The sequence below is a fragment of the Tenacibaculum ascidiaceicola genome, from assembly GCF_047470925.1.
In the GTDB taxonomy this organism is placed as follows: Bacteria; Bacteroidota; Bacteroidia; order Flavobacteriales; family Flavobacteriaceae; genus Polaribacter; species Polaribacter discolor.
On sequence record NZ_JAZKJP010000002.1, the window covers coordinates 254,852 to 280,071 of the forward strand.

General features: G+C 31.8%; 24 protein-coding genes. 10 read left to right on the forward strand and 14 right to left on the reverse strand.

Features of this window, described 5'->3' with window-relative positions; genetic code table 11:
* Nucleotides 1-1,005 carry an AAA family ATPase gene (locus VBY68_RS01525; RefSeq protein WP_415268649.1) on the forward strand — a complete coding sequence of 335 codons (1,005 nt, stop codon included), beginning with the start codon at nt 1-3 and terminating at the stop codon, nt 1,003-1,005.
* 2 nt (nt 1,006-1,007) lie between these two features.
* A complete protein-coding gene (locus VBY68_RS01530) occupies nt 1,008-2,339 on the forward strand; it encodes a DUF58 domain-containing protein (protein WP_415268697.1) in 1,332 nt (443 codons plus the stop codon).
* Nucleotides 2,340-2,389: 50 nt separating this feature from the next.
* Here the strand turns inward: VBY68_RS01530 and VBY68_RS01535 are convergent, their stop codons facing one another.
* Genes VBY68_RS01535 through VBY68_RS01545 form a run of 3 tightly spaced genes read right to left on the reverse strand, consistent with a single transcriptional unit; the run spans nt 2,390 to nt 3,353 of the window.
* Nucleotides 2,390-2,716 carry a CCC motif membrane protein gene (locus VBY68_RS01535; protein ID WP_415268650.1) on the reverse strand — a complete coding sequence of 109 codons (327 nt, stop codon included), beginning with the start codon at nt 2,714-2,716 and terminating at the stop codon, nt 2,390-2,392.
* 19 nt (nt 2,717-2,735) lie between these two features.
* On the reverse strand, nt 2,736-3,023 hold the full coding sequence (locus tag VBY68_RS01540) for a DUF2752 domain-containing protein (protein ID WP_415268651.1): 288 nt from the start codon (nt 3,021-3,023) through the stop codon (nt 2,736-2,738).
* A gap of 6 nt (nt 3,024-3,029) precedes the next feature.
* A complete protein-coding gene (locus VBY68_RS01545; RefSeq protein WP_121147422.1) occupies nt 3,030-3,353 on the reverse strand; it encodes a YbaB/EbfC family nucleoid-associated protein in 324 nt (107 codons plus the stop codon).
* Nucleotides 3,354-3,492: 139 nt separating this feature from the next.
* Between VBY68_RS01545 and VBY68_RS01550 the strand changes: the two genes are divergently transcribed.
* Together VBY68_RS01550 and VBY68_RS01555 are read left to right on the forward strand one after the other, a co-directional pair.
* Complete coding sequence (locus VBY68_RS01550) at nt 3,493-5,589, forward strand: S9 family peptidase (protein WP_415268652.1); 2,097 nt, start codon at nt 3,493-3,495, stop codon at nt 5,587-5,589.
* Nucleotides 5,590-5,703: 114 nt separating this feature from the next.
* Complete coding sequence (locus tag VBY68_RS01555) at nt 5,704-6,699, forward strand: PLP-dependent cysteine synthase family protein (protein ID WP_124589958.1); 996 nt, start codon at nt 5,704-5,706, stop codon at nt 6,697-6,699.
* 135 nt (nt 6,700-6,834) lie between these two features.
* Here VBY68_RS01555 and VBY68_RS01560 read toward each other — a convergent pair whose 3' ends face one another.
* Entirely contained in the window at nt 6,835-7,764 is a 930-nt protein-coding gene (locus VBY68_RS01560; protein ID WP_415268698.1) for a DsbA family protein, read from the reverse strand.
* Between the two features lie 226 nt (nt 7,765-7,990).
* Between VBY68_RS01560 and VBY68_RS01565 the strand changes: the two genes are divergently transcribed.
* A complete protein-coding gene (locus VBY68_RS01565) occupies nt 7,991-8,350 on the forward strand; it encodes a winged helix-turn-helix transcriptional regulator (protein ID WP_415268653.1) in 360 nt (119 codons plus the stop codon).
* 78 nt (nt 8,351-8,428) lie between these two features.
* On the opposite strand, the gene VBY68_RS01570 is transcribed toward VBY68_RS01565, so the two are convergent.
* Both VBY68_RS01570 and VBY68_RS01575 read right to left on the reverse strand, forming a co-directional pair.
* The gene (locus tag VBY68_RS01570) at nt 8,429-8,941 is read right to left on the reverse strand and encodes a hypothetical protein (RefSeq protein WP_415268654.1); all 513 of its coding nucleotides are present in this window, start codon (nt 8,939-8,941) and stop codon (nt 8,429-8,431) included.
* 89 nt (nt 8,942-9,030) lie between these two features.
* The gene (locus VBY68_RS01575; RefSeq protein WP_415268655.1) at nt 9,031-10,287 is read right to left on the reverse strand and encodes an exo-beta-N-acetylmuramidase NamZ family protein; all 1,257 of its coding nucleotides are present in this window, start codon (nt 10,285-10,287) and stop codon (nt 9,031-9,033) included.
* 136 nt (nt 10,288-10,423) lie between these two features.
* Here VBY68_RS01575 and VBY68_RS01580 point away from each other — a divergent pair, with 136 nt between their 5' ends.
* Together VBY68_RS01580 and VBY68_RS01585 are read left to right on the forward strand one after the other, a co-directional pair.
* Nucleotides 10,424-11,659 carry an ABC transporter permease gene (locus tag VBY68_RS01580; RefSeq protein WP_415268656.1) on the forward strand — a complete coding sequence of 412 codons (1,236 nt, stop codon included), beginning with the start codon at nt 10,424-10,426 and terminating at the stop codon, nt 11,657-11,659.
* A 22-nt stretch (nt 11,660-11,681) separates the two neighbouring features.
* Nucleotides 11,682-13,040 (forward strand): pyridoxal-phosphate dependent enzyme, encoded by a 1,359-nt coding sequence (locus VBY68_RS01585; RefSeq protein ID WP_121147415.1) that lies wholly within the window; start codon nt 11,682-11,684, stop codon nt 13,038-13,040.
* Between the two features lie 236 nt (nt 13,041-13,276).
* Here the strand turns inward: VBY68_RS01585 and lipA are convergent, their stop codons facing one another.
* The 4 genes from lipA to VBY68_RS01605 form a co-directional block, all read right to left on the reverse strand.
* A complete protein-coding gene (gene lipA / locus VBY68_RS01590; protein WP_099216573.1) occupies nt 13,277-14,146 on the reverse strand; it encodes a lipoyl synthase in 870 nt (289 codons plus the stop codon).
* Between the two features lie 38 nt (nt 14,147-14,184).
* Complete coding sequence (locus tag VBY68_RS01595; RefSeq protein ID WP_099216574.1) at nt 14,185-15,405, reverse strand: Nramp family divalent metal transporter; 1,221 nt, start codon at nt 15,403-15,405, stop codon at nt 14,185-14,187.
* A 182-nt stretch (nt 15,406-15,587) separates the two neighbouring features.
* A complete protein-coding gene (locus VBY68_RS01600; RefSeq protein ID WP_415268657.1) occupies nt 15,588-16,151 on the reverse strand; it encodes an RNA polymerase sigma factor in 564 nt (187 codons plus the stop codon).
* A gap of 217 nt (nt 16,152-16,368) precedes the next feature.
* A complete protein-coding gene (locus tag VBY68_RS01605; protein WP_099216576.1) occupies nt 16,369-16,572 on the reverse strand; it encodes a membrane or secreted protein in 204 nt (67 codons plus the stop codon).
* Nucleotides 16,573-16,706: 134 nt separating this feature from the next.
* Between VBY68_RS01605 and aqpZ the strand changes: the two genes are divergently transcribed.
* Nucleotides 16,707-17,393, forward strand: coding sequence for an aquaporin Z (gene aqpZ, locus VBY68_RS01610; protein WP_273695342.1), 687 nt, complete (start codon nt 16,707-16,709; stop codon nt 17,391-17,393).
* A 50-nt stretch (nt 17,394-17,443) separates the two neighbouring features.
* On the opposite strand, the gene murB is transcribed toward aqpZ, so the two are convergent.
* A complete protein-coding gene (gene murB, locus VBY68_RS01615; protein WP_415268658.1) occupies nt 17,444-18,454 on the reverse strand; it encodes a UDP-N-acetylmuramate dehydrogenase in 1,011 nt (336 codons plus the stop codon).
* Nucleotides 18,455-19,645: a pyridoxal phosphate-dependent aminotransferase gene (locus tag VBY68_RS01620; protein WP_415268659.1), complete on the reverse strand. Its 1,191-nt coding sequence runs from the start codon at nt 19,643-19,645 to the stop codon at nt 18,455-18,457.
* A gap of 157 nt (nt 19,646-19,802) precedes the next feature.
* On the opposite strand from VBY68_RS01620, the gene VBY68_RS01625 reads away from it, so the two are divergent.
* Nucleotides 19,803-21,143 (forward strand): aspartyl protease family protein, encoded by a 1,341-nt coding sequence (locus VBY68_RS01625; protein ID WP_415268660.1) that lies wholly within the window; start codon nt 19,803-19,805, stop codon nt 21,141-21,143.
* Nucleotides 21,144-21,190: 47 nt separating this feature from the next.
* On the opposite strand, the gene VBY68_RS01630 is transcribed toward VBY68_RS01625, so the two are convergent.
* On the reverse strand, nt 21,191-21,595 hold the full coding sequence (locus VBY68_RS01630; RefSeq protein ID WP_121147408.1) for a DUF1573 domain-containing protein: 405 nt from the start codon (nt 21,593-21,595) through the stop codon (nt 21,191-21,193).
* A gap of 187 nt (nt 21,596-21,782) precedes the next feature.
* Between VBY68_RS01630 and VBY68_RS01635 the strand changes: the two genes are divergently transcribed.
* Nucleotides 21,783-24,422, forward strand: coding sequence for a valine--tRNA ligase (locus tag VBY68_RS01635; RefSeq protein ID WP_415268661.1), 2,640 nt, complete (start codon nt 21,783-21,785; stop codon nt 24,420-24,422).
* Between the two features lie 66 nt (nt 24,423-24,488).
* Here the strand turns inward: VBY68_RS01635 and VBY68_RS01640 are convergent, their stop codons facing one another.
* Nucleotides 24,489-25,217: a head GIN domain-containing protein gene (locus VBY68_RS01640; protein ID WP_415268662.1), complete on the reverse strand. Its 729-nt coding sequence runs from the start codon at nt 25,215-25,217 to the stop codon at nt 24,489-24,491.
* Nucleotides 25,218-25,220: the final 3 nt, after the last annotated feature.

The window sequence follows — 25,220 nt, forward strand, 5'->3', positions numbered from 1 at the left end:
ATGAATACAGAAAATAATCCAGCAGAAGTAACAAACGAACTATTTTCAAGCAGAGTAGACTTGTCGAAATTAAAAGAAGCTGTTATTAAAATAAAAGAACAGTTAGGAAAAGTAATTGTAGGGCAAGAAGAGTTTATGGAATTACTGTTGGTTTCTTTACTAGCAGATGGGCATGTATTGATTGAAGGTGTGCCAGGAGTTGCTAAAACAGTAACAGCGAAACTATTAGCAAAAACCATTGCAACTGATTTTAGCCGAATTCAATTTACGCCAGATTTAATGCCTTCAGATGTGTTAGGAACTTCGGTACTAAATATGAAAACATCTGATTTTGAATTCAAAAAAGGACCTATTTTCTCAAATATTGTATTGATTGATGAGATTAACAGAGCGCCTGCAAAAACACAAGCAGCGTTGTTTGAGGTAATGGAAGAAAAACAAATTACGATGGATGGTGAGCGTTATGTTATGAATCCACCATTTATGGTATTGGCAACCCAAAACCCAATAGAGCAAGAGGGAACTTATGCTTTACCAGAAGCTCAATTAGACCGTTTTTTGTTTAAAATAAATGTTGGGTACCCTAATTTAGATGAAGAAATACAAATTATTACTGCTCATAACGAACGTAAAGGAGCGCTACCGCAAACTAAAGTAGAAGCAGTATTAACTGAATCTGAATTATTAGAATACAGAAACAAGGTTTTTGAGGTATTGGTAGAAGAAAAGATTATCAAATATATAGCGCAACTCATTTCTAACACGCGTAACAATGCACATTTGTATTTAGGAGGTTCGCCAAGAGCAAGTATTGCAGTATTGATGGCATCTAAAGCGTTTGCGGCAATTAACGGACGTGATTTTGTAATTCCAGAAGATGTAAAAAAGAGTATTTATCCAGTATTACGTCATAGAATTATGTTAACTCCTGAACGCGAAATGGAAGGAATGACTGCCGATAAGGTGATTGAAATGATTGTACAATCTGTAGAAGTTCCAAGATAGTGATTCAATTCTTTAAATCGTTATACGTACACAATCGCTTTTTTATCTATATAAGCGTAATTTCGGCATTGTTTTTAGTGTCGTTTTGGCTTCCTGCGTTGTATTCAGCAACATGGATGTTAGTATGGTTATTTGTGATAGCGATGTGTGTTGATGTACTTATTTTATATCGATTTAAAAATGGATTTTCAGCGAAAAGAATTGCATCAGAAAAGCTGTCGAACTCTGATGATAATGAAATAGCAATTACACTTGAAAATAATTATCCGTTTCAAGTTTTTATTTCGTTGATTGATGAATTGCCAGCACAATTTCAAAAAAGAGATTTTGAACATGGAATGTCTTTGAAACCTGGAGAGAAGTCTACTTATACATACAATGTAAGGCCTGTTGAAAGAGGAGAGTACAAATTTGGAAAAGTAAATGTATTCGTGTCTTCTTTTTTACAAATGTTTTCTAAACGTTATTTGTTTTCTGCGGAAGAAAGTGTGAAAGTATATCCGTCGTATATACAAATGAAGAAGTATGAGTTTTTGGCTATGAACAATAACTTAACGGAGTTTGGCATGAAGAAAATACGACGAATAGGGCATACCATGGAGTTTGAGCAGATAAAAAACTATATTCCTGGTGACGATGTACGTACCATAAACTGGAAAGCTACGGCTAAAAGAGCAGAGTTAATGGTGAATCAATATCAAGATGAAAAATCGCAACCTATTTACTCTATAATAGACTTAGGACGTGTAATGAAAATGCCTTTTGAAGGATTAAAGTTACTAGACTATGCAATTAACTCAACGTTAGCTTTTTCAAACATAGCTTTATTAAAAAATGATAAAGCAGGAATGCTTACCTTTTCCAAAAAGGTTGAAAAGATAGTAGCAGCAAGTAATAAGAAAACTAATTTATCGGTCATCAACGAAGAGTTGTATAATATAACTACCGACTTTTCAGATGCTAATTTTGCATTGTTGTATGCAAACATTAAACGAAAAATAAATCAACGTAGTTTGTTGATTTTATATACTAATTTTGAACATATATCGGCGTTAAAAAGGCAATTACCCTATTTAAAAGCGATAGCTAAGAAGCACCTATTGGTAACAGTTTTCTTTGAAAACACTGAATTAGATACTTTAATCACTGAAAATGCAGAAGACTTACAAAGTGTATATCACAAAACCATTGCAGAGAAATATGCTTACGAAAAACGTTTGATGATAAAAGAACTAGAGAAAAATGCTGTGCATGCTATTTTAACCAAGCCGCAACATTTATCCGTAAATGTAATTAATAAATACCTTGAGTTTAAAGCTAAAGGAATGATATAAAAAAAAAGCGACCGTTTTGGTCGCTCTTTTATTTTTTTATTGATGTAGAATTATTGTAGTTCTTGTAATCTTTCGTTCATTAACTCAGGGTTTCCAATAGCATCCCATCCGAGGTAGAATCCCATAAAAACAACAATAGCTAATACTAATAAGCTTAAAATAATACCAATAATAGCCATAATTCTTCCAGTGTTAATACTGCCTAAATCGTAAGCTTCAGGGTTGCTAGCGTAAGTTTCTTTAGCTTTTTTAGCCAATATTAGAGCAACAATACCTAATATGAGCCCTAAAACACCTCCAAAACAACATGAACCTAAAATTGATAATACCCCTAAAACAGTAACTGTGCTTGAGTTAGGTAGTTTTTGTTTTTCCATAGTTTTTCTAAAATTTAAGTTAAAAATTCATTTTTACGATATAGCTAATTACTATAATAAGTAAATTAAATATAGCCAATATACTAATTATTTTTTGGGCGTTTTTTACTTTATAGAAGAAGTTAAAACCAACAACAATAACCAAAAGTAGTAGAGAGTATATAGCAGGATACATTTTAAAGGCAGCAATAAATTCTCCTTGAAAAATTAAACTTAAAGCACGTTGCATACCACATCCTAAACAATCAAAACCAAAAAATTTCTTGTTTAAGCAGGGTAACATATAATCTTCTAATTGTAAAGGCATAAGTTATTATTTGAACATATCCATTCCAGGAATATTTGGCATTCCGCTTTTAGCAGCAACAGCCAATTCTTGTTCGTTAATTTCACCAGCACGTTTTAATGCTTTGTTTAGCGCTAAGATTAAATAGTCTTCTAATTCTTCTTTGTCTTCTAACAAAGATTCATCTACTGTAATAGCTTTAACTTCACGATTAGCAGTTACTGTAACTTTTACGTTTCCTCCAGCAATTGTTTCATCAATTAAAACAGTATCTAATCGCTTTTTTGTCTCTTCTACTTTTTGTTGGGCTTCTTGTAATTTACCCATCATTCCAGAAATATCTCCAAACATTGTTGTACAGTTTTTATGATTTGTTTAACAACAAAAATAGTATTTTCACAGGAAATATAAACCAACTTAAAAAATGAAAAAAATAATGCTACCGGCTTTGTTTTTTAGTCTTATTTTTGGTTCTTGCAAAAAACAAGAAATGAATAAAGATATCAAAGCCCCAGTTGCTGAAAAGCAACCGACTAAGTTAGAGAAGCATGGAGATGTTCGTACCGATGATTACTTTTGGATGCGTTTAACCGATGAGCAAAAGAATGCTAAAGTTAAAGATGAACAAACCCAAAAAGTATACGATTATTTAAATGCAGAAAACGCTTATTATGAAGAAATGACGAAAGAAACCAAAGAGTTTCAAGAAGAGTTATTTCAAGAAATGAAAGGGCGTATTAAAGAGGATGATGAGTCAGTACCATATAAAAAGGATGGATACTTTTACATTACTCGTTATGAAAAAGGACAGCAATACCCAATTTATAGTCGTAAAAAAGAAACCTTAGAAGCTGAAGAGGAGATCATGTTTAATGTGAATAAAGAAGCAAAAGGATATGATTATTTTCAGTTAGGAGGGTTAAATGTTTCACCAGATAACAAAATGGTGGCTTTTGCAACAGATACGGTAAGTCGTAGACAATATTTTATCAGAATTAAAAACTTAGAAACTGGTAAAATTTACAAAGATATTATTGAGAATACCACTGGAGGTTCGGTTTGGGCTAATGATAATAAAACATTGTTTTATGCTAAAAAAGACCCTGTAACCTTACGTTCTTCAAAGATTTATAAACACACTTTAGGTTCAGATGCATCTTTAGATGAATTAGTATATGAGGAAAAAGATGATACTTTTGGAGCTTTTGTTACCAAATCAAAATCAAAAAAGTATATCATAATTGGTTCTTACAGTACAGTTTCAACTGAGTACCATGTATTAGATGCTAATAATCCTGATGGAGAATTACAAATAATTCAACCTCGTGAGCGTGATTTAGAATATGAAGTAGCACACTACGGAGATCATTTTTACATTAAAACCAATAAAGATGGAGCAACCAACTTTAAGTTAATGAAAACTCCTGTAGATAAGCCAGGAAAAGAGAATTGGGTAGATGTAATTCCACATAGAGAAGATACGTTATTTGAAGACTTCTCAATTTTTAAAGATTATTTAGTTTTAGAAGAAAGAAATGAAGGATTAAATAAAATCCGTATCAAACGATGGGATGGAGGAGAAGACTATTATTTGCCTTTTGATGAAGAAACTTACTCAGCAGGAGTATATGGAAATCCAGAATTTGATACTGAGGTAATACGTTATTCGTATAACTCAATGACAACTCCAAGCTCTGTGATTGATTTCAATATGAAAGACAGATCAAAAGAGGTTAAAAAAGAACAAGAAGTTTTAGGAGGAAAGTTTGATAAAAACAATTATGTAAGTAAGCGTATTTGGGTGCCTGCTCGTGATGGTAAAAAAGTAGCGTTATCAATCGTACACCATAAAGATACTAAGCTTGATAAAAATACGCCAATTTTACAATATGCGTACGGTTCTTACGGATATACAATTAATGACGGATTTTCAACAACACGTTTAAGTTTATTAGATCGTGGATTTGTATATGCATTAGCGCATATTAGAGGAAGTCAGTATTTAGGACGTGAATGGTACGAAGATGGTAAAATGTTGAATAAGAAAAACACATTTACCGATTTCATTGACTGTTCTAAGTATTTAATTGATCAAGGATATACATCACCTGAGCATTTATACGCTATGGGAGGTTCTGCTGGAGGACTACTAATGGGAGCTATCATTAATATGAATCCTGAATTGTATAATGGAATAATTGCTGCAGTACCATTTGTAGATGTAATTTCTACGATGTTAGATGATAGTATTCCATTAACTACAGGTGAATATGACGAATGGGGAAATCCTAATGATAAAGAATATTACGATTATATTAAGTCGTATTCTCCATACGATCAAGTAGAGGCAAAAGCATATCCAAATATGTTGGTAACTACAGGTTTACATGATAGTCAAGTACAGTACTGGGAGCCAGCGAAATGGGTTGCGAAGTTACGTGAGTTAAAAACTGATAACAATATGTTATTCTTACATACTAATATGGAAACAGGCCATGGAGGAGCTTCAGGAAGGTTCGATGCATTAAAAGAAACTGCAGAAGAATATACGTTCTTTTTAATGTTAGAAGGTAAGTTAAAAAAATAATTATATTTTTGCGCTCGATTGAGTGTAAGTGTCATTGCGAAAGCAACGAACAATCTCAACAGATTTTTCGTGTCTAATTTTCGTAATGACACTTTTTCTTATTTAAAGACTATAATGAAGAGACATCAAGGTATAACCAATTCAATAATAGATTTAGTAGGTCAAACCCCCATGATTCAACTGCATCGAATTACCCAAGATTTACCGGGTATATATTATGCAAAAGTTGAAGCTTTTAATCCGGGGCACTCTGCTAAAGATAGAATTGCGTTGCATATCATAGAAACGGCAGAACAAAAAGGAATAGTAAAAGAAGGAGATATTATTGTAGAAACAACCTCTGGTAACACAGGTTTTTCATTGGCAATGATAAGTATCGTAAAAGGTTATCGTTGTATTTTAGCAGTAAGCGATAAGTCTTCTCAAGATAAAATAGATATGCTAAAATCGATGGGGGCAGAAGTGCATGTATGTCCTGCAAATGTTACTCCAGACGATCCTCGTTCTTATTACGAAGTAGCTAAAAGATTACATAGAGAAAATCCAGGGTCTATTTATATCAACCAGTATTTTAATGAGTTGAATATTGAAGCACATTACAAGAGTACAGGACCAGAAATTTGGGAACAAACCGATGGAAAAGTAACACATGTAGTGGCTGCTAGCGGAACAGGAGGTACAATTTCTGGAACTGCACGATACTTAAAAGAGCAAAATCCAGATATACAGATTCTTGGGGTAGATGCAATGGGGTCTGTAATTAAAAAATATCACGAAACTGGTGAGTTTGATGCAAATGAAATCAGTCCGTACAAGATAGAAGGATTAGGAAAGAACTTAATACCTACTTCTACAGATTTTGATGTGGTAGACGTTTACGAAAAAGTATCAGATAAAGAAGCTGCTTTAAAGGCCAGAGAGTTAGTAAAAGCAGAAGGAATTTTCGCAGGGTATACTTCAGGAGCAGCTTTACAAGCTACGCAACAATACGCCGATAATGGATTTTTTGATGAAAATAGTGTAGTAGTAGTAATTTTACCAGATCATGGTTCTCGTTATATGAATAAGATTTATTCTAATAACTGGATGAAAGAGCAAGGTTTTTTATAAGCCTTGTACGATAAAACTATAAAATTTCGCTTTTGTTTTTATACATAAGCAATAGCGGAATTAATGATGTAGTTTTAAAATAAAACACCATTCATATGGGGGGCGGTTGCTATTGCTTATGTTTAGTGCTAGGAGTTATATTTTTTTAACCTCCCACATAGCTCCATTTTTAGTAGCAATTTTTTCTAAATATCCCTTTTTCATGAGGTCATTTAATAATTGTTCACTTTGTATTCTAGGAATCCCAGATAATTCTGAATACTCTCTAACAGTTAGTGAATTGTATTTAGCGAATAAAGTTTTCCAGTCCTTAGCATATTCACTTTTAGAAATTGTAGGTTGAATTTTTAAAATAGCCATTTCGTAGAAAGCATACGCTTTAGAACCGTATACGATTTCTTGGTTACCAGAATTATCTTCAAAATACATTGTAGGAAAACCTCTTACTCTATAAGCTCTTGCTAATTTTAAATCTTCTTCAAATAATAGTTTAGCTTTTCCTTCGTAGTCAGTTTTTAATGAATCAACATCAAGTCCCACATTTTTAGCAGCAGTAGCCATGTGCTCCCATTTAGCAATGTTTTTCTTTTTTAAGAATACCATTTCTCGCAGTTCCCTTAAAAACAAAATAGCTTTGTTTTTATCTTGTAACTGAGCAGCTTTAAAAGCAATTGAAGGAGGATAAGAAGAATCTAAAGGATCTTCTAACCATACATCACCATCTATAGGCATATCGTAATAAACGCTAACTTCATCCCAATGATGAGCAACGTCTGAAGGTTTACTTATTCCTCCACTGTTATAACTCCAATCAGGTAATAAACCTCCCATTCTATAATCAATTTCAAGATTTTGCCCATATTCAAGTTTTAACTTTCTTAATTGTGGTTCTATAGCCCAACAAGAAGAACAGATAGGATCAGTAAAGTAAATTACCTTTATCTTTTTTTCTTTAGGTTGATCTTTTTTTATAGTAGCATTTTCGTTACTATCACTTGCTACTTCACACATTCCTGTTTGTGGATCGCATAAAAGCGGATTTGCGTTCGATGTTTGCTCGTTCATGTTGTTTGTTTTTGACTGTTCTTTGCAAGCTGCAAGATTCAACAAGGCAATAAATACTATTAGTACATTAATATTTTTAACCATGTTCTTATTTGTTTTACAATTGTTTTATAAAACAAAACTATGATAGATAACTAGTATATTTGGCATGAGTTTCCTAAAGGAAAGTACTTTCCTCTAGGAAACTACCTTAGTGTTTAAAGAATAAATTATAGAGTTTACATCAGTGAAAAAATCAGTAATAAACAATACAACTGTTTGTCAAGTTAGAATGCAAGCTATAAGTGATGCAATGAGTATATTATCAGGAAAATGGAAGTTCCATATTTTAGGAACGCTGATAGAAGGCAATAAACTAGGGTTTATGGATTTATTACGAGAAATAAACGGAATTGGTTCGAAAATGCTATCGAAAGAATTGCAAGATTTAGAAATGAATCGTTTGGTTAACAGAACGGTTAAAAATACAAAACCAATCACTGTTGAATATACTATTACCGAACATGGCAAAACACTAGCTCCTTTAATTGATACATTGGCAAATTGGGGAATTGAATACCGACAATCGATGTGTGAAGAGAAATGATTACTTAGGGCTTTCTACAACAAGATTTTTTATTTGGAAGTGGTTATAGTTATATAAAAGAATAATTTTTGAGTTAAATTATATTGGACTTAGTGTAATATACTCTATATCATCATACACAAATTCTCCTTTATCATTTATGAAAAAACTAAAATAACAATTAGCCCCTCTAAAACTAATGTCTCGTATTTTGTACCAATGATTTTTTTCAAAATTGAAAGGAAAAATTTCATATTCTTTTTTGTCAGATGGCTTCTCCAATTCCCAATGGTAGTATTTGTTTTTTTTATGAAAATTTAACCTATCGTTTAGTTTCAATGGTTTTTGATTAAGAAAGTATTTTTTTTCTCCATTTTCATACTGAAAGGTTATTCCATATCCCTTAATTTTTAGTCTAGCTTTTTCTTTAACGTAATAATGGAATGGAAAATTAGTATAATCATCATTATGGTCATTATTTATTATTTTCATAATAACCAATTCACTTTTAATTCCTCCTTTTATAAATATTTCATCCTTATTTATTTCAATATTTTTTTTACAAGAGAAATTTAAAGAACATAAAATTACTATGATGGTTAATTGTTTCATTTCTTAGCCAGTATTGTTAAAAGTAAGACTATCAATATTAGTTTAATTTTTGTGAAAATTATAACTAGTTAAACTAAATTTTTAACTAATTAATCATACAACAAATACTGCTCACGTATTTTTTTAAAATCATTTAAACCTTGTTGCCAGCTTGCTTTAATTTCTTTTTCTGAAAGCCCTTGTTCAATTTGTTGTTGTAGCTTTTTAGTACCTGCTAATTTGATGAAAAAAGAATTGAAAAAATCTTTTTTAGGAGATTGTTGATAAGCTTTTAATAACCAGCTAAGGTTTAAGTTAGCTAAACGTTCTGAAGCGCTTAAATCTTCCCCAAAGCACATCTTTTCTTTATGTTTTGGATGCTTTGCTCCTTCGTTGGGCTGTGGCGTAAAGCTAAAGTCAGATTTTTCTAAAAAAGGTGAACCATACACTTGAAACTGTTTATTGGTTCCCCTTCCAGCAGATACGTTGGTTCCTTCAAAAAAACACAAACTAGGGTATAAGTTTATCGAAACATCGTTTGGTAAGTTAGGAGATGGTTTTACAGGTAAGCTATATGTTGACTGATGTGTGTAATTTTCTAACGGAATAATAGTTAAATTACATTTTAAGTCGTTAGCTAACCATTGTTCACCGTTAATCATTTGTCCGTATTCCCCAATCGTCATTCCATATACAATAGGAACAGGATGCATACCTACAAAACTTTTGTGTTCAGGTTCTAAAACAGGTCCGTCAATATAATGTCCGTTAGGATTAGGTCTATCTAATAAAATCACAGGAATATTTGCCTCGGCACAAGCTTCCATCACATAATGTAACGTAGAAATATAGGTGTAAAAACGCGCGCCCACATCTTGAATGTCAAAAACTACAACATCAATTCCTTTGAGTTGCTCAGGAGAAGGTTTCTTGTTTTTTCCGTACAACGAAATAATTGGAATCCCCGTTTTTATGTCCTTTCCATCAGCTATCGCTTCACCAGCATCCGCTTTTCCTCTAAAGCCATGTTCAGGAGCAAAAACTTTTTGTACGTTAATCCCTTCGTAGTTATGGAGGTAATCCACTAAATGGTGAGTAACATGTTTAGATCCCATAATATTGGGTGAAACTTCAGCTCGTTGTAATACTTGTAAAACGGAAGTTTGATTTGCAACAATGGCTATATTTTTATTTTTTAAAAGAGGAAGGTATTGGTCTGTTCTATCAGCACCCGTTTTAATTGTTTTTGGTTCTTCTTGTTTTATAGCTTCTTTAGTAGTAGATTTTTTTTGCTGTTGTGCACAAGAAGAAAATTGAAAACTGAATACTAAAAAAAGTAAAAAAACGTAATTAAAAGAAAGCTTCATCTATAAAAAATTAAAACATAAAGGTACAGAATTCTGTTTTTTAAGAATAATAAAAGTTAAAGAATTAAAACCTAGGTATTCTTCTCTTTCTTTACATAAGAATTAATTACTTTTGGTTTTGTAAAAAAGAAAACATTTGAACTTCGAACTATTCATAGCAAAACGAATCATTGCTGGAAAACAGTATAAAAGCAGTATTTCATCACCTATCATAACCATTGCTACCATTGCCATTGCTCTTGGGGTAGCTATTATGTTGATAGCGGTATCAATTACCTCAGGATTTCAGAAGAAAGTACGTGATAAAATGACGGGTTTTAAAGGGCATATTCAAATTGTAAATTATGATAATAATAATTCAGATGTTTCCACAGTTCCTATTGATATTAACCAAGAGTTTTATCCAGAATTTAAAAATATTGATGGCATAAAAAAAGTACAACCTTTTGCCAATGTAGGAGGAATTATAAGAACTCCAACTGATTTTGAAGGAATCATTTTCAAAGGAGTTTCGGCTGATTACGATTTTACTTTTTTTAATGAATGTTTAGTTGAAGGTCGTCTACCAGATTTTACACAAGATAGAAATAGAGAAATTCTAATTTCAGAATCCATAGCAAACCGATTACATTTTAAAGTTAACGATACAATTCAAACTTGGTTTGGAGCCGAAAATAGTAGTTTGAAGTTTAAGTCTAGAAAGCCAGTTATTGTAGGAATATATAATACAGGTTTTGAACAGTTTGATAAGATTATGTTGTTGGGTGATTTAAGGGAAGTTCAAAAAATTAATCGTTGGAAAGATAATGAGGTAGGTGGTTTTGAAGTATTGATTGATGATTATGATAAGCTAAAAGAAAAAGGAGATGAAGTATATACAAGCATTGGTGCAACATTAAATAGTATTACAATTGTAAGTAATTATCCTGCTATTTTTGAATGGTTAAAACTACTAGATAATAACGTGTGGTTTATTATCGGAATCATGGTATTAGTTGCAGGAATAAATATGGTAACAGCATTGTTAGTGCTTATTTTAGAACGTGTACAAATGGTCGGGATTTTAAAAGCATTAGGAAGTGTAAATTGGAGTATCCGAAAAATATTTTTATACAATGCTTCTTACTTAATTTTAAAAGGATTGTTCTGGGGAAATCTTATTGGGCTTAGCATTCTTTTAATTCAGAAATATACGAAGCTAATAAGTCTAGATCCTGAAACTTATTATGTATCAACAATGCCTGTAGATATTAATTTCTTAGCAATTTTATTGTTGAATATAGGTACGTTAGCATTGTGTTTTTTAATGCTAATTGTTCCTTCATACATCATCACAAAAATCCGCCCTTCAAAATCCATTCGATTTGCTTAGTTTTGCATAACATTAATTAGATATGAAGTACGCAAAAAATATATTAGAAACTATTGGTAACACACCTTTAGTTCAGTTAAACTCAGTAACAAAAGAAGTAGATGCTTTAGTATTAGCTAAAGTAGAAACGTTTAATCCAGGAAACTCTGTAAAAGACCGTATGGCACTTAAAATGATTGAAGATGCCGAGGCAGATGGTCGTTTAAAGCCAGGAGGTACTATTATTGAAGGTACTTCAGGAAATACAGGGATGGGATTAGCATTAGCAGCTATTGTAAAAGGGTACAAATGTATTTTTGTAATCTCAGATAAGCAATCTAAAGAGAAAATGGATATTCTACGTGCAGTAGGAGCAGAGGTAGTTGTTTGTCCTACGAATGTAGAACCAGATGACCCTCGTTCATATTATTCTGTTTCTAAACGTTTAGGTGAAGAAACACCAAACTCTTGGTATGTAAATCAATATGACAATCCGTCAAATGCACAAGCACATTACGAGCAAACTGGACCAGAAATTTGGGAACAAACAGATGGTAAAATAACACATTTTGTAGTTGGAGTAGGAACAGGAGGAACTGTTTCAGGTACAGCTAAGTTTTTAAAAGAAAAGAATCCGAATATTAAAATTTGGGGAGTAGATACGTATGGATCTGTATTTAAAAAATACCACGAAACAGGTATTTTTGATGAGAATGAAATCTACCCATATATCACTGAAGGTATTGGTGAAGATATTTTACCTAAGAATGTTGATTTTTCTTTAATTGATGGATTTACAAAAGTAACCGATAAAGATGCTGCTATTTACACCCGTAGAATAGCTAAGGAAGAAGGTATTTTTGTAGGTAATTCTGCTGGATCAGCAATCAAAGGATTGTTACAATTAAAAGATGAGTTTAAACCAGATGATGTAGTAGTAGTGTTATTCCACGATCATGGAAGTCGTTATGTAGGAAAAATGTTTAATGACGATTGGATGCGTGATAGAGGCTTTTTAGAAGAAGAAATTACTACTGCGGAAGATTTAATTAAAGATCATATAGATAAACCGTTAGTAACTGTTCAAACAGAAGAATTAGTATCTCATGCTATTGAAAGAATGCGTGCATTTAAAATATCACAAATTCCAGTAAGAGATGCAAATGGATTTGTAGGTTCTGTAGATGAATCAGCATTATTACATAGTTATTTAGAAGATAAAAACATAGCAGAAAAACCTATTAAAGATGTAATGGGTAAAGCATATCCTACAGTTAAAAAATCAGCTTCCATTGATGAGGTATCTAAATTAATTAATAAAGAGAACCAAGCTGTATTAGTTGATTTAGAAAACGGTAAACATCATATCATTACTAAATATGATATTATTAGAGCTATTTAAGTAGCTTTATTATAAATACAAAAACAGGAAGCCCGCTCAATTGAGCGGGCTTCTTTGTTAATCAACTAATTCAAATAATTTACACAATGAAAACAATGTTACTTGCTTACGGTATTGTTGTTTCCAATATCTGTGCCAAAATTATAAATAAAAAGGCATACTTTATTTAATTTTTAATTATTTGACATTTTTTTAACGTTAAACCGTTAAAAAGTTAAGGATATTTTAATTTAAGGTTAGCTAGCGTGTTTATGTGCTTTATATGAAGAACGTACTAAAGCACCGCTTTCTACATACATAAAGCCCATTTCTAATCCTAATGTTTCGTATTTTTTGAACTGTTCAGGAGTTATGAATTCCTTAACAGGTAAGTGTTTTTTACTAGGTTGTAAATATTGTCCGATAGTAATAACATCTAATCCAACACCGCGTAAATCTTTCATAGTTTGTATTACTTCATCTTCTGTTTCTCCTAAACCAAGCATAATTCCAGATTTAGTACGCATTCCGTTTTCTTTTAGGTATTTTAAAACACCTAAACTACGATCATATTTTGCTTGAATACGGACTTCACGAGTTAAACGGCGTACTGTTTCCATATTATGAGAAACTACTTCCGGTGCTACTTCAATGATTCGATCTATTAATTTTTCGTTTCCTTGAAAGTCAGGGATTAGAGTTTCTAAAGTGGTATTAGGATTTGCTCTACGAATAGCTTGTACTGTTTCAGACCAAATAATAGAACCTCCATCTTTCAAGTCATCACGGTCAACCGAAGTGATTACAGCATGCTTAATATTCATTAATTTAATAGAACGAGCTACTTTTTCAGGTTCATCCCATTCAACAGTATCTGGGCGTCCTGTTTTAACACCACAAAATCCACAAGAGCGTGTACAGGTGTTACCTAAAATCATAAAGGTAGCAGTACCTTCTCCCCAGCATTCTCCCATATTAGGACAACTTCCGCTAGTACAAATGGTGTTCAGTTTATATTTATCAACTAGTCCTCTTAGTTCCGTGTATTTTTTTCCTACAGGTAATTTTACACGTAACCATTTTGGTTTTTTCGTTCTTTCTGGTGTTGCTACAGTTTCGTTTGCCATTCCATAAAAATTGAACTGCAAATTTACGAAGAAAAGATTTATAAACTAAGTAAAAACCAAATACTAAATCCGAACAAAAAAACAATACCTATAAGACTCAAGATACGTAACCCCATACTTGGTCTGTATTTTTTGGGAGTGTGTTTACCAGTAATTAATATATAGTTGAGAATAGCATAAAAAGGAGCTGTTAAAAAAGATAAAACTGTAGCTATTCTCACAAGAAAAACCATATCACTTAAAAAGTAATATAGAATAACAGAAGTTCCAAGTGTTAACAATATCAACCAAAACCAATACCCTAGTTTTATTTTTTTTGAAAAAAGTAAAAAAGAAGATTTTTCCATGGCTCTAGGTGAAGCATCTAAAGTTGTAATGGTAGTGCTAAACATAGTAGTAAAAGCTGCTACTCCAATAAACACAGAAGAAAACTCTCCTAAGTTTTTAGTGTATAAATTAATTAATTGAGAAGCAAAAATAGTTCCTTTACTAGAGAATGACTCACCGGATTGATACATAACCAATGCTCCTAACATAACAAAACAAACCCCTAAAAATAAAGCTCCAATATATCCAACATTAAAATCAAAAATAGCTTGCTTAGGTTTTATTTTTACAAAAGTAGTTTTGTCTTTTTCCACTGACCATAAAGAGTGCCAAATAGAAATATCTAACGGTGCAGGCATCCATCCTAAGAAGGCAATTAAAAAAGTAACTTGAGCAGTTCCGCTTGGTACTATTTGTTGAAAACTAAAACCTTTATTAGTTTTAAGTAAAGCAATGTTTACAGCTACTATGGTGCTAATAGTTAAAATAGCAATAATGTACTTCATTAAATTATCTAAAAACTTGTATTTACCAATACCTAAAAAAACAATACTAACGAGCATAATTAGTACTGACCATGTAACTAAATCAAGAGAAATACCAAAAAGGTTAGAAGCTAAGCTAGCTGTAACAATGGTAACTGCTGCTTGAATGGTAAACATGGTAGCAAGGTTTAAAATAAAATAACTTATTAAAACACCTTTACCAAGTTTTTGATAGCCATCTAATAGTGTTTCTCCCGTTGCAGTAGCATACCGAGGGCCAAACTGAAAAAAAGGGTATTTAATAATATGTACTAGGAGAAGTGCCCAAAGTAAACCAAAACCAAAATCGGCACCGGCTCTGGTTGATTGTACTAAATGAGAAACACCTATGGCGGCTCCAGCAAACAATATTCCAGGGCCAAGTAAATTTAAGAGGGATTTTTTCATGAAAAAAGAGGGCTTAAAAGTTTAAAAAGTCACTATATTCTAACTTTTTAAACAAAGTTTTTATGTGTTTTTTTCCTTCTCTTTTTTGTTGAAATTCTTTGTAAAGTTCTTTTTTATATAGATATTTTCCTGTTGCATGAAACTGTAAAATCATAAAGTTTTGATTTTTATGGTTTTGCAATTTATGATTTCTTTATTATTTCAGCTAATAATTTTTTTGCACGCAATAATTTTACTTTTACATTGTTCATCGGTTCTCCTATTTGCTCAGAAATTTCCTTGTAACTCAATTCTTGAAAATACCGAAGATTGATAACTTCTTGATATTTTGGTTTCAGTTTTTTGATGTCTTTTAGAAGCTTTGCTAAATTTTGCTCAGTAATAATTTTGTCTTCAGGAGATGGAGCATCATCGGCAACAGCATATACCTCTTTTTCTTGCTCTTCTGTTGTTTGTGTATATATACTAGATTTTTTCTTTCGAAGAGAATCAATATATACATTTTTAGAAATTGTAATTAACCAAGTTTTAAACTGGTAATTTTCATCAAAAGTCTCAATTCGGTCAAAAGCCTTAGAAAAAGTTTGAATGGTAATATCTTCAGCATCGTTATCATTCTTAGTTTTTTTTAGTTGAAAAGCGTACACAGTTCCCCAAAAAGTATCTAATAAATAATTAAAAGATATCTGATTTCCTTTTTTTGCTTGTTGAATGTGATTAAGTACTTTTTCTTGATTTATTTCCAATGCTTAGGTTTCGAAATTTGATTTGATATAAAGATACTAATTTGCAGCAATACTAAACAAATATCAAGGAATGCTAATAAGAAAACAAAACTTTCTTATGTTGATTTTCCAAGAGAGATAAGTTAATACACTATCTGTACAGACGTAGCTACATAATGAGCGTAGAGTAGGAGTATGTATTGTAAAGAAAGTAAAAGGTTAGTTGAGTGGTGTTTACTTAGTTATGTTGAGGCTCATTACAAGTATCAAACTGGTCTGGGGTTTTACCACAAAATCCACAAGCTTCACCGCTTTCGTTTAACATTGGGTTTTGACTAGCACAAGTCCCAGCAAACTCTCCGTCTTTTTTTGCCCAAATTTTAATGGCAATTCCAGCAAATGCTAAAGCTAATAATCCTATGGTAACAAAAATTAATTTCATGATGTATTGTTTTGTATTGCAAAGATACAAACTTCCAGTTTTTCTATATAGAATAAAGAGAGATTTATAAAGTTGTGACTTTTATCTGTTTGAGTGTCTTATATTATATAATCAATTAATTTAAAAATATGGATATGAAAAAATATTTTGCTGAATTCTTCGGAACATTTTGGTTAGTTTTTGGAGGTTGTGGTAGTGCAATTTTTGCAGCTGGTTTTCCTGAGTTAGGAATTGGTTTTGCAGGAGTAGCCTTAGCATTTGGTTTAACAGTATTAACAATGGCGTATGCTGTAGGGCATATTTCTGGAGGTCATTTTAACCCTGCAGTTACTATTGGGCTTTGGGTTGGTGGAAATCATACAGCTAAAGAAGTAGTACCATATATTATATCACAATTAGTAGGTGCTGTATTAGCAGCTACTTTTTTATATTTAATAGTAACAGATAACGACGGATTTGAAACACTTGGAGGCTTTGCAGCTAATGGTTATGGAGAGTTATCTCCTGGTGGTTATAATTTAACAGCCGCTTTTATAGCAGAGTTTTTGTTAACTATGTTTTTCTTACTAATTATTTTAGGAAGTATTCATAAAAACGCTCCTAAAGGTTTTGCACCAATTGCAATTGGTTTAGGGCTAACTTTAATTCATTTAATTAGTATTCCTATAACCAATACTTCTGTTAATCCAGCACGTTCTATGAGTCAAGCATTATTTGCTGGCGGAGGTTATTTGTCGCAGGTATGGTTGTTTTGGGTAGCGCCTATTGCAGGAGCAATTGTAGGAGGTTTAATTTATAAAGCTTTGTTTGAAAAAGAATAGAAAAAAGAGGTGTATAAATATAAAGGAGCGTAACTACTACGCTCCTTTTTTTATTGAATAATATTAACTTCTATTTCAAGATTAATATCAAATGTATCTTTAATAGTACGTTGAATTTTTTGTGCCAATTCATAAATTTCTTTCCCTGAGGCATCACCATAATTTACTAAAACTAAGGCTTGTTTTTCATGAACTCCGTAGTTACCGAAACGCTTTCCTTTAAAGCCGCTTTGTTCAATTAGCCAACCAGCAGGGACTTTAATTTCGGTATCTGAAATCACATAACTAGGAATGCTTGGATAATTTTTTTGAAGTTTTTCAAAAAGTTCTTTAGAAATTACTGGGTTTTTAAAGAAACTTCCGCTATTACCAATTTCTTTTGGATCGGGTAATTTAGATTGACGGATAGTAATAACAGCATCAGAAATATCTTTAATGGTTGGATTTGTTATTCCTTTTGAAGATAATTCAGACTCTATTGCTCCGTAAGAAGTATTAAGCTTATGATTGTTTTTAGTTAATTTAAAACTAACAGAAGTTAATATATACTTTCCTTTAGCTTTATTTTTAAAAATAGAATTTCGATATCCAAACTGGCATTCTTCAGCAGAAAAAGAAACGAGTTTTCCTGTTTTTATTTCAATAGCTTCTACCTTAGTTATAGTATCTTTTACTTCAACTCCGTAAGCTCCAATGTTTTGAATAGGACAAGTACCTACATTTCCAGGAATAAGCGATAAGTTTTCTAAGCCGCCATAATTTAGAGAAACACACCATAATACGAACTCGTGCCAATTCTCACCAGCATTTACAGTTATGTAGATATCGTTATGGTTTTGTTGATCTATTGAAATTCCTTTAAAATTAATATGTACAACTAAGGTTTCAATATCTTTGGTAAGTAACATGTTACTACCGCCAGAAATTAAAAAAATGTCTTTTTCCTCTTTTATAAGTTGTTGTAATTGGTATACTGAAGTAATAGAAACAAAACGTTTGGCATTTACATCAATATCAAACGTGTTGTATTCTTTTAAAGATATGTTTTCTTGAATATTCAATTAACTATTATATTTTTCTAAGGCGATTTTTAATATTTCAACAGAACGTTTTAAGTCAGTTTTATTCAAAACGTAAGCAATACGCACTTGGTTTTTTCCTTCACCTTCGGTAGAGTAGAATCCACTTGCAGGAGCTACCATTACTGTTTCGTTATTATCATTGAATTTTTCTAAAATCCATTGCGCAAAATCATCAGTATCTTTAACTGGAAATTCAACAACACAGTAAAAAGCACCTTTAGGATTAGCAACTTTTACACCGTCTATTTTTTGTAATTCAGTGATTAACGTATTTCTACGATCTTCATACTCTTCAATAACTTCATCAAAATAGCTTTGAGGTGTATCTAAAGCAGCTTCACTAGCAATTAAAGCATACGTTGGTGGGCTTAAACGCGCTTGTGCAAACTTAAGAGCTGTATTTATAAACTCTTCGTTTTTAGAAACTATACAACCAATTCTTGCACCACACATACTATAACGTTTCGATACAGAATCAATCATAATAGCATTTTGCTCTAATCCTTCAAAAGCCATAACTGAGTTATGTTTTTCACCATCGTAAGTAAACTCACGATACACTTCATCAGCAATTAAAAATAAATCGTGTTTTAACACAATTTGTTTTAGCTTTTCAATTTCTTCTTTACTGTATAAGTATCCAGTTGGGTTTCCCGGATTACAGATTAAAATAGCCTTAGTTTTTGGAGTAATTAACTTTTCAAAGTCTTCAATTGCAGGTAAGGCAAAATTATTTTCAATTTTAGAAATAACAGGAACTACTTTTACACCTGAAGCAGTAGAAAAACCATTATAGTTCGCATAAAAAGGCTCAGGTATAATTATTTCGTCTCCTGGGTCAGTAATACTACCAATACTAAATAACAAAGCTTCAGATCCTCCAGTAGTAGCAATAATATTGTTTGCAGTTACATGAATATCATTTTTAGCATAGTAATTAGCAAGTTTAGTTCTGTACTCTTCTGAACCTTCAGATCTAGCGTATGACAATACTTCGATAGTATTGTTTTTTACAGCATCTAAAGCAACTTGTGGTGTTTTAATATCAGGTTGACCAATATTTAAATGATAAACTTTTGTTCCATTTTTTTTAGCAGCCTCAGCAAAAGGAACCAATTTACGAATTGGTGATTGAGGCATAGCATTTCCTTTACTAGAAATTGATGGCATTTTAATATAAATTAGTTGTTTGAAAAGCAAAATTGCGAAATATATTTGAGAGTATCAGAATGTTTATTGGAAAAAAAACGGTTAAAAAAATCATAAAAATCAGAATTTCTAAAATGAAGATTGTATCTTTAAGAGTATAACCATAAAATAAGTTCTTTTGAATAGATTATTACTATACTTTTTTGCGCTTTTTTTTAGCGTGTCTGCCTTTACTCAACAAAATTTTCAGTTTTTAGGGGAAGAAACTGATAGACAGTCTTTAAGATTTCAATTAATTAATAATTTAGTAGTCATTCCCTTAGAAATTAATGGACATCAGTTATCATTTATTTTAGATACTGGTGTAAATAAAACAATCTTATTTAATCTAACTTCTAAGGATAGTGTTGGCTTAAATAATGTAAAGAAAGTGTTTGTAAGAGGTTTGGGGAGTGGGGAACCAGTAGAAGCCTTATTCTCTAGAGGTAATAAATTTAGAATTAAAAACATTGCTAGTTCTAACCAAGGGTTATATGTTATTTTGAAAGATGCATTTGATATTTCTGCTAAAATGGGGACAACCATCCATGGAATTATAGGGTATGATTTATTGAAAGATGTTATAGTTAAGATTAACTATGTTAATAAACGAATTGATTTTTACAACCCTAAAACGTATGATCTAAATGTATGTAATAGGTGCGAAAGTTTCCCTTTACAATTTTACAGAAATAAGCCTTATATAGATGTTAATGTACAGGTTGATACTGTAGCTAATACAATGTTACCAGTAAAACTATTGATTGATACAGGGGGGAGTGATGCAGCTTGGTTGTTTGAAGGAACAAAAGAAGAATTAAAAACGCCTAAAAAGTTTTTTAAAGATATAATTGGAGAAGGTTTTAGTGGCACTATTTATGGGAACAGAAGTAGAGTTCCAAAAATTTCTATAGGGAAGTTTAATATAGTAGAACCAACTGTTTCTTTTTTAGATTCTTCATCAACTTTTAATGCTAGGCAGTTTAAAGAAAGAAATGGTAGTATTGGCGGAGGGATTTTAAAGCGTTTTAAGGTATGGCTTGATTATCCGAATAAAAGAGTTGTTCTTAAAAAAAGTGCTTCATTAAATAAAGGATTTTATTACAATATGAGTGGTTTACATATAGTATATGATGGACAAGAGTTAATAAAAGAAAAAGCCTTGACTAAAATTAAAGATACATATAGTTCAGATAATCAAACCCCAAAGAGTAATGTAATTTCTTTAGTAAGCACTTATTTTTATCGCTTTAAGCCTAAGTATAAAATAGATAAAGTAGTAGAAAATTCACCAGCTTTTAAAGCTGGTCTACAGGTAGGGGATGTAATAAAGAGAATTAATGGAAAGGCAGCTCATGAATATCATTTAAATGAAATCATAGATATGTTTCATACAAAACCAGGAAAAAAAATAAGAATAGAGGTAGAAAGGGTAGGAGTTAGGCTTAAGTTTATGTTTAAGCTTGAACAAAGGATATAAAAAAATCTCAACCTAGGTTGAGATTTTTTTATATGTGTAATAAGTTCTTAGCTATCGCTTACTGTACTTTTCTCTTTAGCAGGTGTAGCATCTTTTACAATGAATCCTTTAATTTTAACTCTTTTTCTTTTGTTTTTAGCATTTGAAATAACAGTTAAAGTTTTAGAGAAACCTCCTAATCTTTTAGTGTCATAAGAAACTTCAATTTGTCCTTTTTTACCAGGCATAATTGGCTCTTCAGGTTTAGTAGGTACTGTACATCCACAAGGAGAAACGATATCCTTTATAATAATAGGAGCATCTCCAATGTTTGTGAATTCAAATACGCGTTTTCCTTCAGACCCATGAGCTATCTTTCCATAGTCAATAGTTTCAGTTTCAAATTTAAATTCTTGAGCGCTTACTGTTAGGGTGATAAAGCAAACAGCGATAAATGATAAAATTGTTCTCATAATGTTAAAAATTAATTTTTTAGGGTATTAACCGCTACAAATTTAGTATTATTTCTTTAAGTTCTAAAAAAACAACCTCTAATTTTCTGTACCTCATAGATAGTTGTATTTTTGCTAATCGAATTTCAAAAACAATGCCAAAGGTTAAAAAATGTTAAATTATTAACCATAAAGATACACATAACATATGAATATTCCATCAAAATATAATTCTAAAGAAGTAGAAGGAAAATGGTACGATTACTGGATGAAGCACAATTACTTTCATTCAGAAGTAGATGAACGCGAACCCTATACAATTGTTATACCGCCGCCAAACGTTACAGGAGTATTGCATATGGGGCATATGTTAAATAATACTATTCAAGATGTGTTAATTCGTCGTGCCCGTTTGCAAGGAAAAAATGCATGTTGGGTTCCAGGTACCGATCATGCTTCAATTGCTACAGAAGCGAAAGTAGTAGCGAAGTTAAAAGAACAAGGTATTGATAAAAATGATTTAACACGTGAAGAGTTTTTAGCACATGCTTGGGAATGGAAAAACGAATACGGTGGTATTATCTTAGATCAATTAAAAAAGTTAGGAGCTTCTTGTGATTGGGAACGCACTGCTTTTACCATGGATCCTGCTTTGTCAGAATCAGTAATAAAAGTATTTGTTGACTTATATAATAAAGGTTACATCTATCGAGGATATCGTATGGTAAACTGGGATCCAGAGGCTAAAACTACACTTTCTGATGAAGAAGTTATTTATGAAGAGCGCCAAGGGAACTTATATTACTTACAATATGATATCGTTGATTCTGATGAAAAAGTAATTATAGCAACAACACGTCCTGAAACTATTTTAGGGGATACTGCTATCTGTATCAACCCAAATGATGAACGTTTTACTCATTTAAAAGGTAAGAAAGCTATTGTTCCTCTATGTAATAGAGAAATCCCAATTATTGAAGATGAATATGTAGATGTTGAATTTGGTACAGGGTGTTTAAAAGTAACTCCTGCACACGATGAAAATGATAAAGCTTTAGGAGATAAGCACAACTTAGAGGTAATAGATATCTTTAATGAAGATGCTAGTTTAAATTCTTTTGGTTTACATTATGAAGGGAAAGATCGTTTTGTAGTTCGTAAAGAAATTACCAAAGAATTAGAAGAAAATGGGTTTTTAGTAAAAACTGAAGTTCATACCAATAAAGTAGGTACTTCTGAGAGAACTAAAGCAGTGATTGAACCAAGATTGTCAGATCAATGGTTCTTAAAAATGGAAGAGCTAGTAAAGCCAGCTATTGAAGCTGTTTTAGGTGAAGATAGAGAGGTGAAGTTATTCCCTAAAAAGTTTGAAAATACATATCGTCACTGGATGGAAAACATTCGTGATTGGAATATTTCTCGTCAGTTATGGTGGGGGCAACAAATTCCTGCTTTCTATTTTGGAGACGGAAAAGAAGACTTTGTAGTAGCTGAAAATATTGAAGATGCTGTAAAACTAGCTCAAGAAAAAACAGGAAATACATCATTAACTGCTTCTGACTTAAAACAAGATCCAGATGCATTAGATACATGGTTCTCTTCTTGGTTATGGCCAATGTCAGTTTTCGACGGAATCCGTAATCCTGAGAATGAAGAAATCAAGTATTATTACCCAACCAACGATTTAGTTACCGGACCAGATATTTTATTCTTCTGGGTAGCACGTATGATTATTGCTGGATATGAGTATAAAAATGAACGTCCGTTTGAAAACGTATATCTAACAGGGTTAGTGCGTGACAAACAACGTAGAAAAATGAGTAAATCCTTAGGGAACTCACCAGATGCTTTAAAGCTAATTGAAGATTTTGGAGCTGACGGAGTTCGTGTAGGGCTGTTATTAAGTGCAGCGGCTGGAAACGATTTATTGTTTGATGAAGATTTATGTCAACAAGGAAAAGGGTTTGCAAATAAAATTTGGAATACCTTCCGTTTAATTAAAGGTTGGGAGATAGATGAAAGTTTAGCGCAACCAGAGACAGCTAAAATAGGATTAGCATGGTATGAAGCTAAGTTTAATAAAGTGTTGTTAGAAATAGAAGATCACTTTAGTAAGTATCGTTTATCAGATGCGTTAATGGCAATTTATAAGTTAATTACTGATGATTTTTCATCATGGTTATTAGAAATTGTAAAACCAGGATACCAACAACCGATTGATGCAAAAACATATAAAGCTGTAATAGAAGTATTAGAGAATAACTTAAAAATATTGCATCCATTTATGCCTTTCTTAACAGAGGAAATTTGGCAACATATTACTGAAAGAACTCCAGATGATGCTTTAATTATTGCTAAATACCCAACGGTTGGAGAAACAAATGAAGAATTAATTGCAAATTTTGAGTTTGCTACGGGCGTAGTTTCAGGAATAAGAACGATTAGAAAAAATAAAAATATTTCGTTTAAAGATGCTATTGAACTATCAGTGGTAAATAATGAAAACTTTACTAAAGAGTTTGATGTAGTAATTCAAAAGTTAACCAATGCTTCAGAAATAAACTACGTTACTGATAAAGTAGATGGAGCAGCATCTTTCCGTGTGAAATCAAATGAATATTTTGTTCCAATTTCGTTAGATACCATTGATGTTGAAGCAGAAATAACTAAGCTAAATGCAGAGTTAAAAAGAGCAGAAGGATTCTTAACAGGGATTCAAAAGAAGTTATCTAACGAGCGTTTTGTAAGTAATGCACCAGAAAAAGTAATTACTTTAGAACGTAAAAAAGAATCAGATACATTAGCCAAAATTGAAACAATTAAAGCGAGTTTAGCTTCGTTACAATAAAGAAAATAAATTTAAATAAAAACCGCTGTAAACATACAGCGGTTTTTTTTATTTTGTTATTTAAGTTTAGTTTCTGTCAATAACGTCTCCAGAACCTAAAGAATTGCTGTCTATTTGTGAAGGATTTCCTTTGTAATATACACTTCCAGAACCCACTACTGTAGCTTTTATTTTATTACTAACAGTAGCTAACACATCACCAGAACCAGCAATGCTAGCTTTTAAAGAATTGGTTTTTAAATCGTAGCCTTTTACGTTTCCAGAACCACCAATAGCACATTTTAAGTTATCAGTTTTTCCTTTAAGTCTAATATTTCCAGAACCACCTATAGATGCTTTAACAGTATTAGCGTCAACACTAGCAACAATATTTCCTGAACCTCCTAAAGCAAAAGATGCCTCATCAGCTTTAATACGTTTTTTTGCAATTACATTTCCTGAACCTCCTAAAGCAACCGATTCAATATTTTCAAAAGGAACAGTAACTATTAACTTTTTAGTGGTTTTAATATTGGTATTTTCTTTAAAGTTAATATTTAACTTTCCTTTTTTTACCTCTGTTTCAATATATTTTAAAATGTTTTCTTCTCCTTCTAAAGTTATTTTACCTTCAGTTCCGTCTATTAAATAAACATCAAAGGAACCTCCAACGTTCACTTTATTAAAAGAACTAATCTTTCTAGTTTCTGTGATAATTTTTCCGTTACCTTTAACTTTTTTAGAACTCCACCAGCTTTGTGCTTGTGTTTGAAAGCTAAAAGAAAGTGTTAATAATAAGATCGCTAATTTTTTCATTGT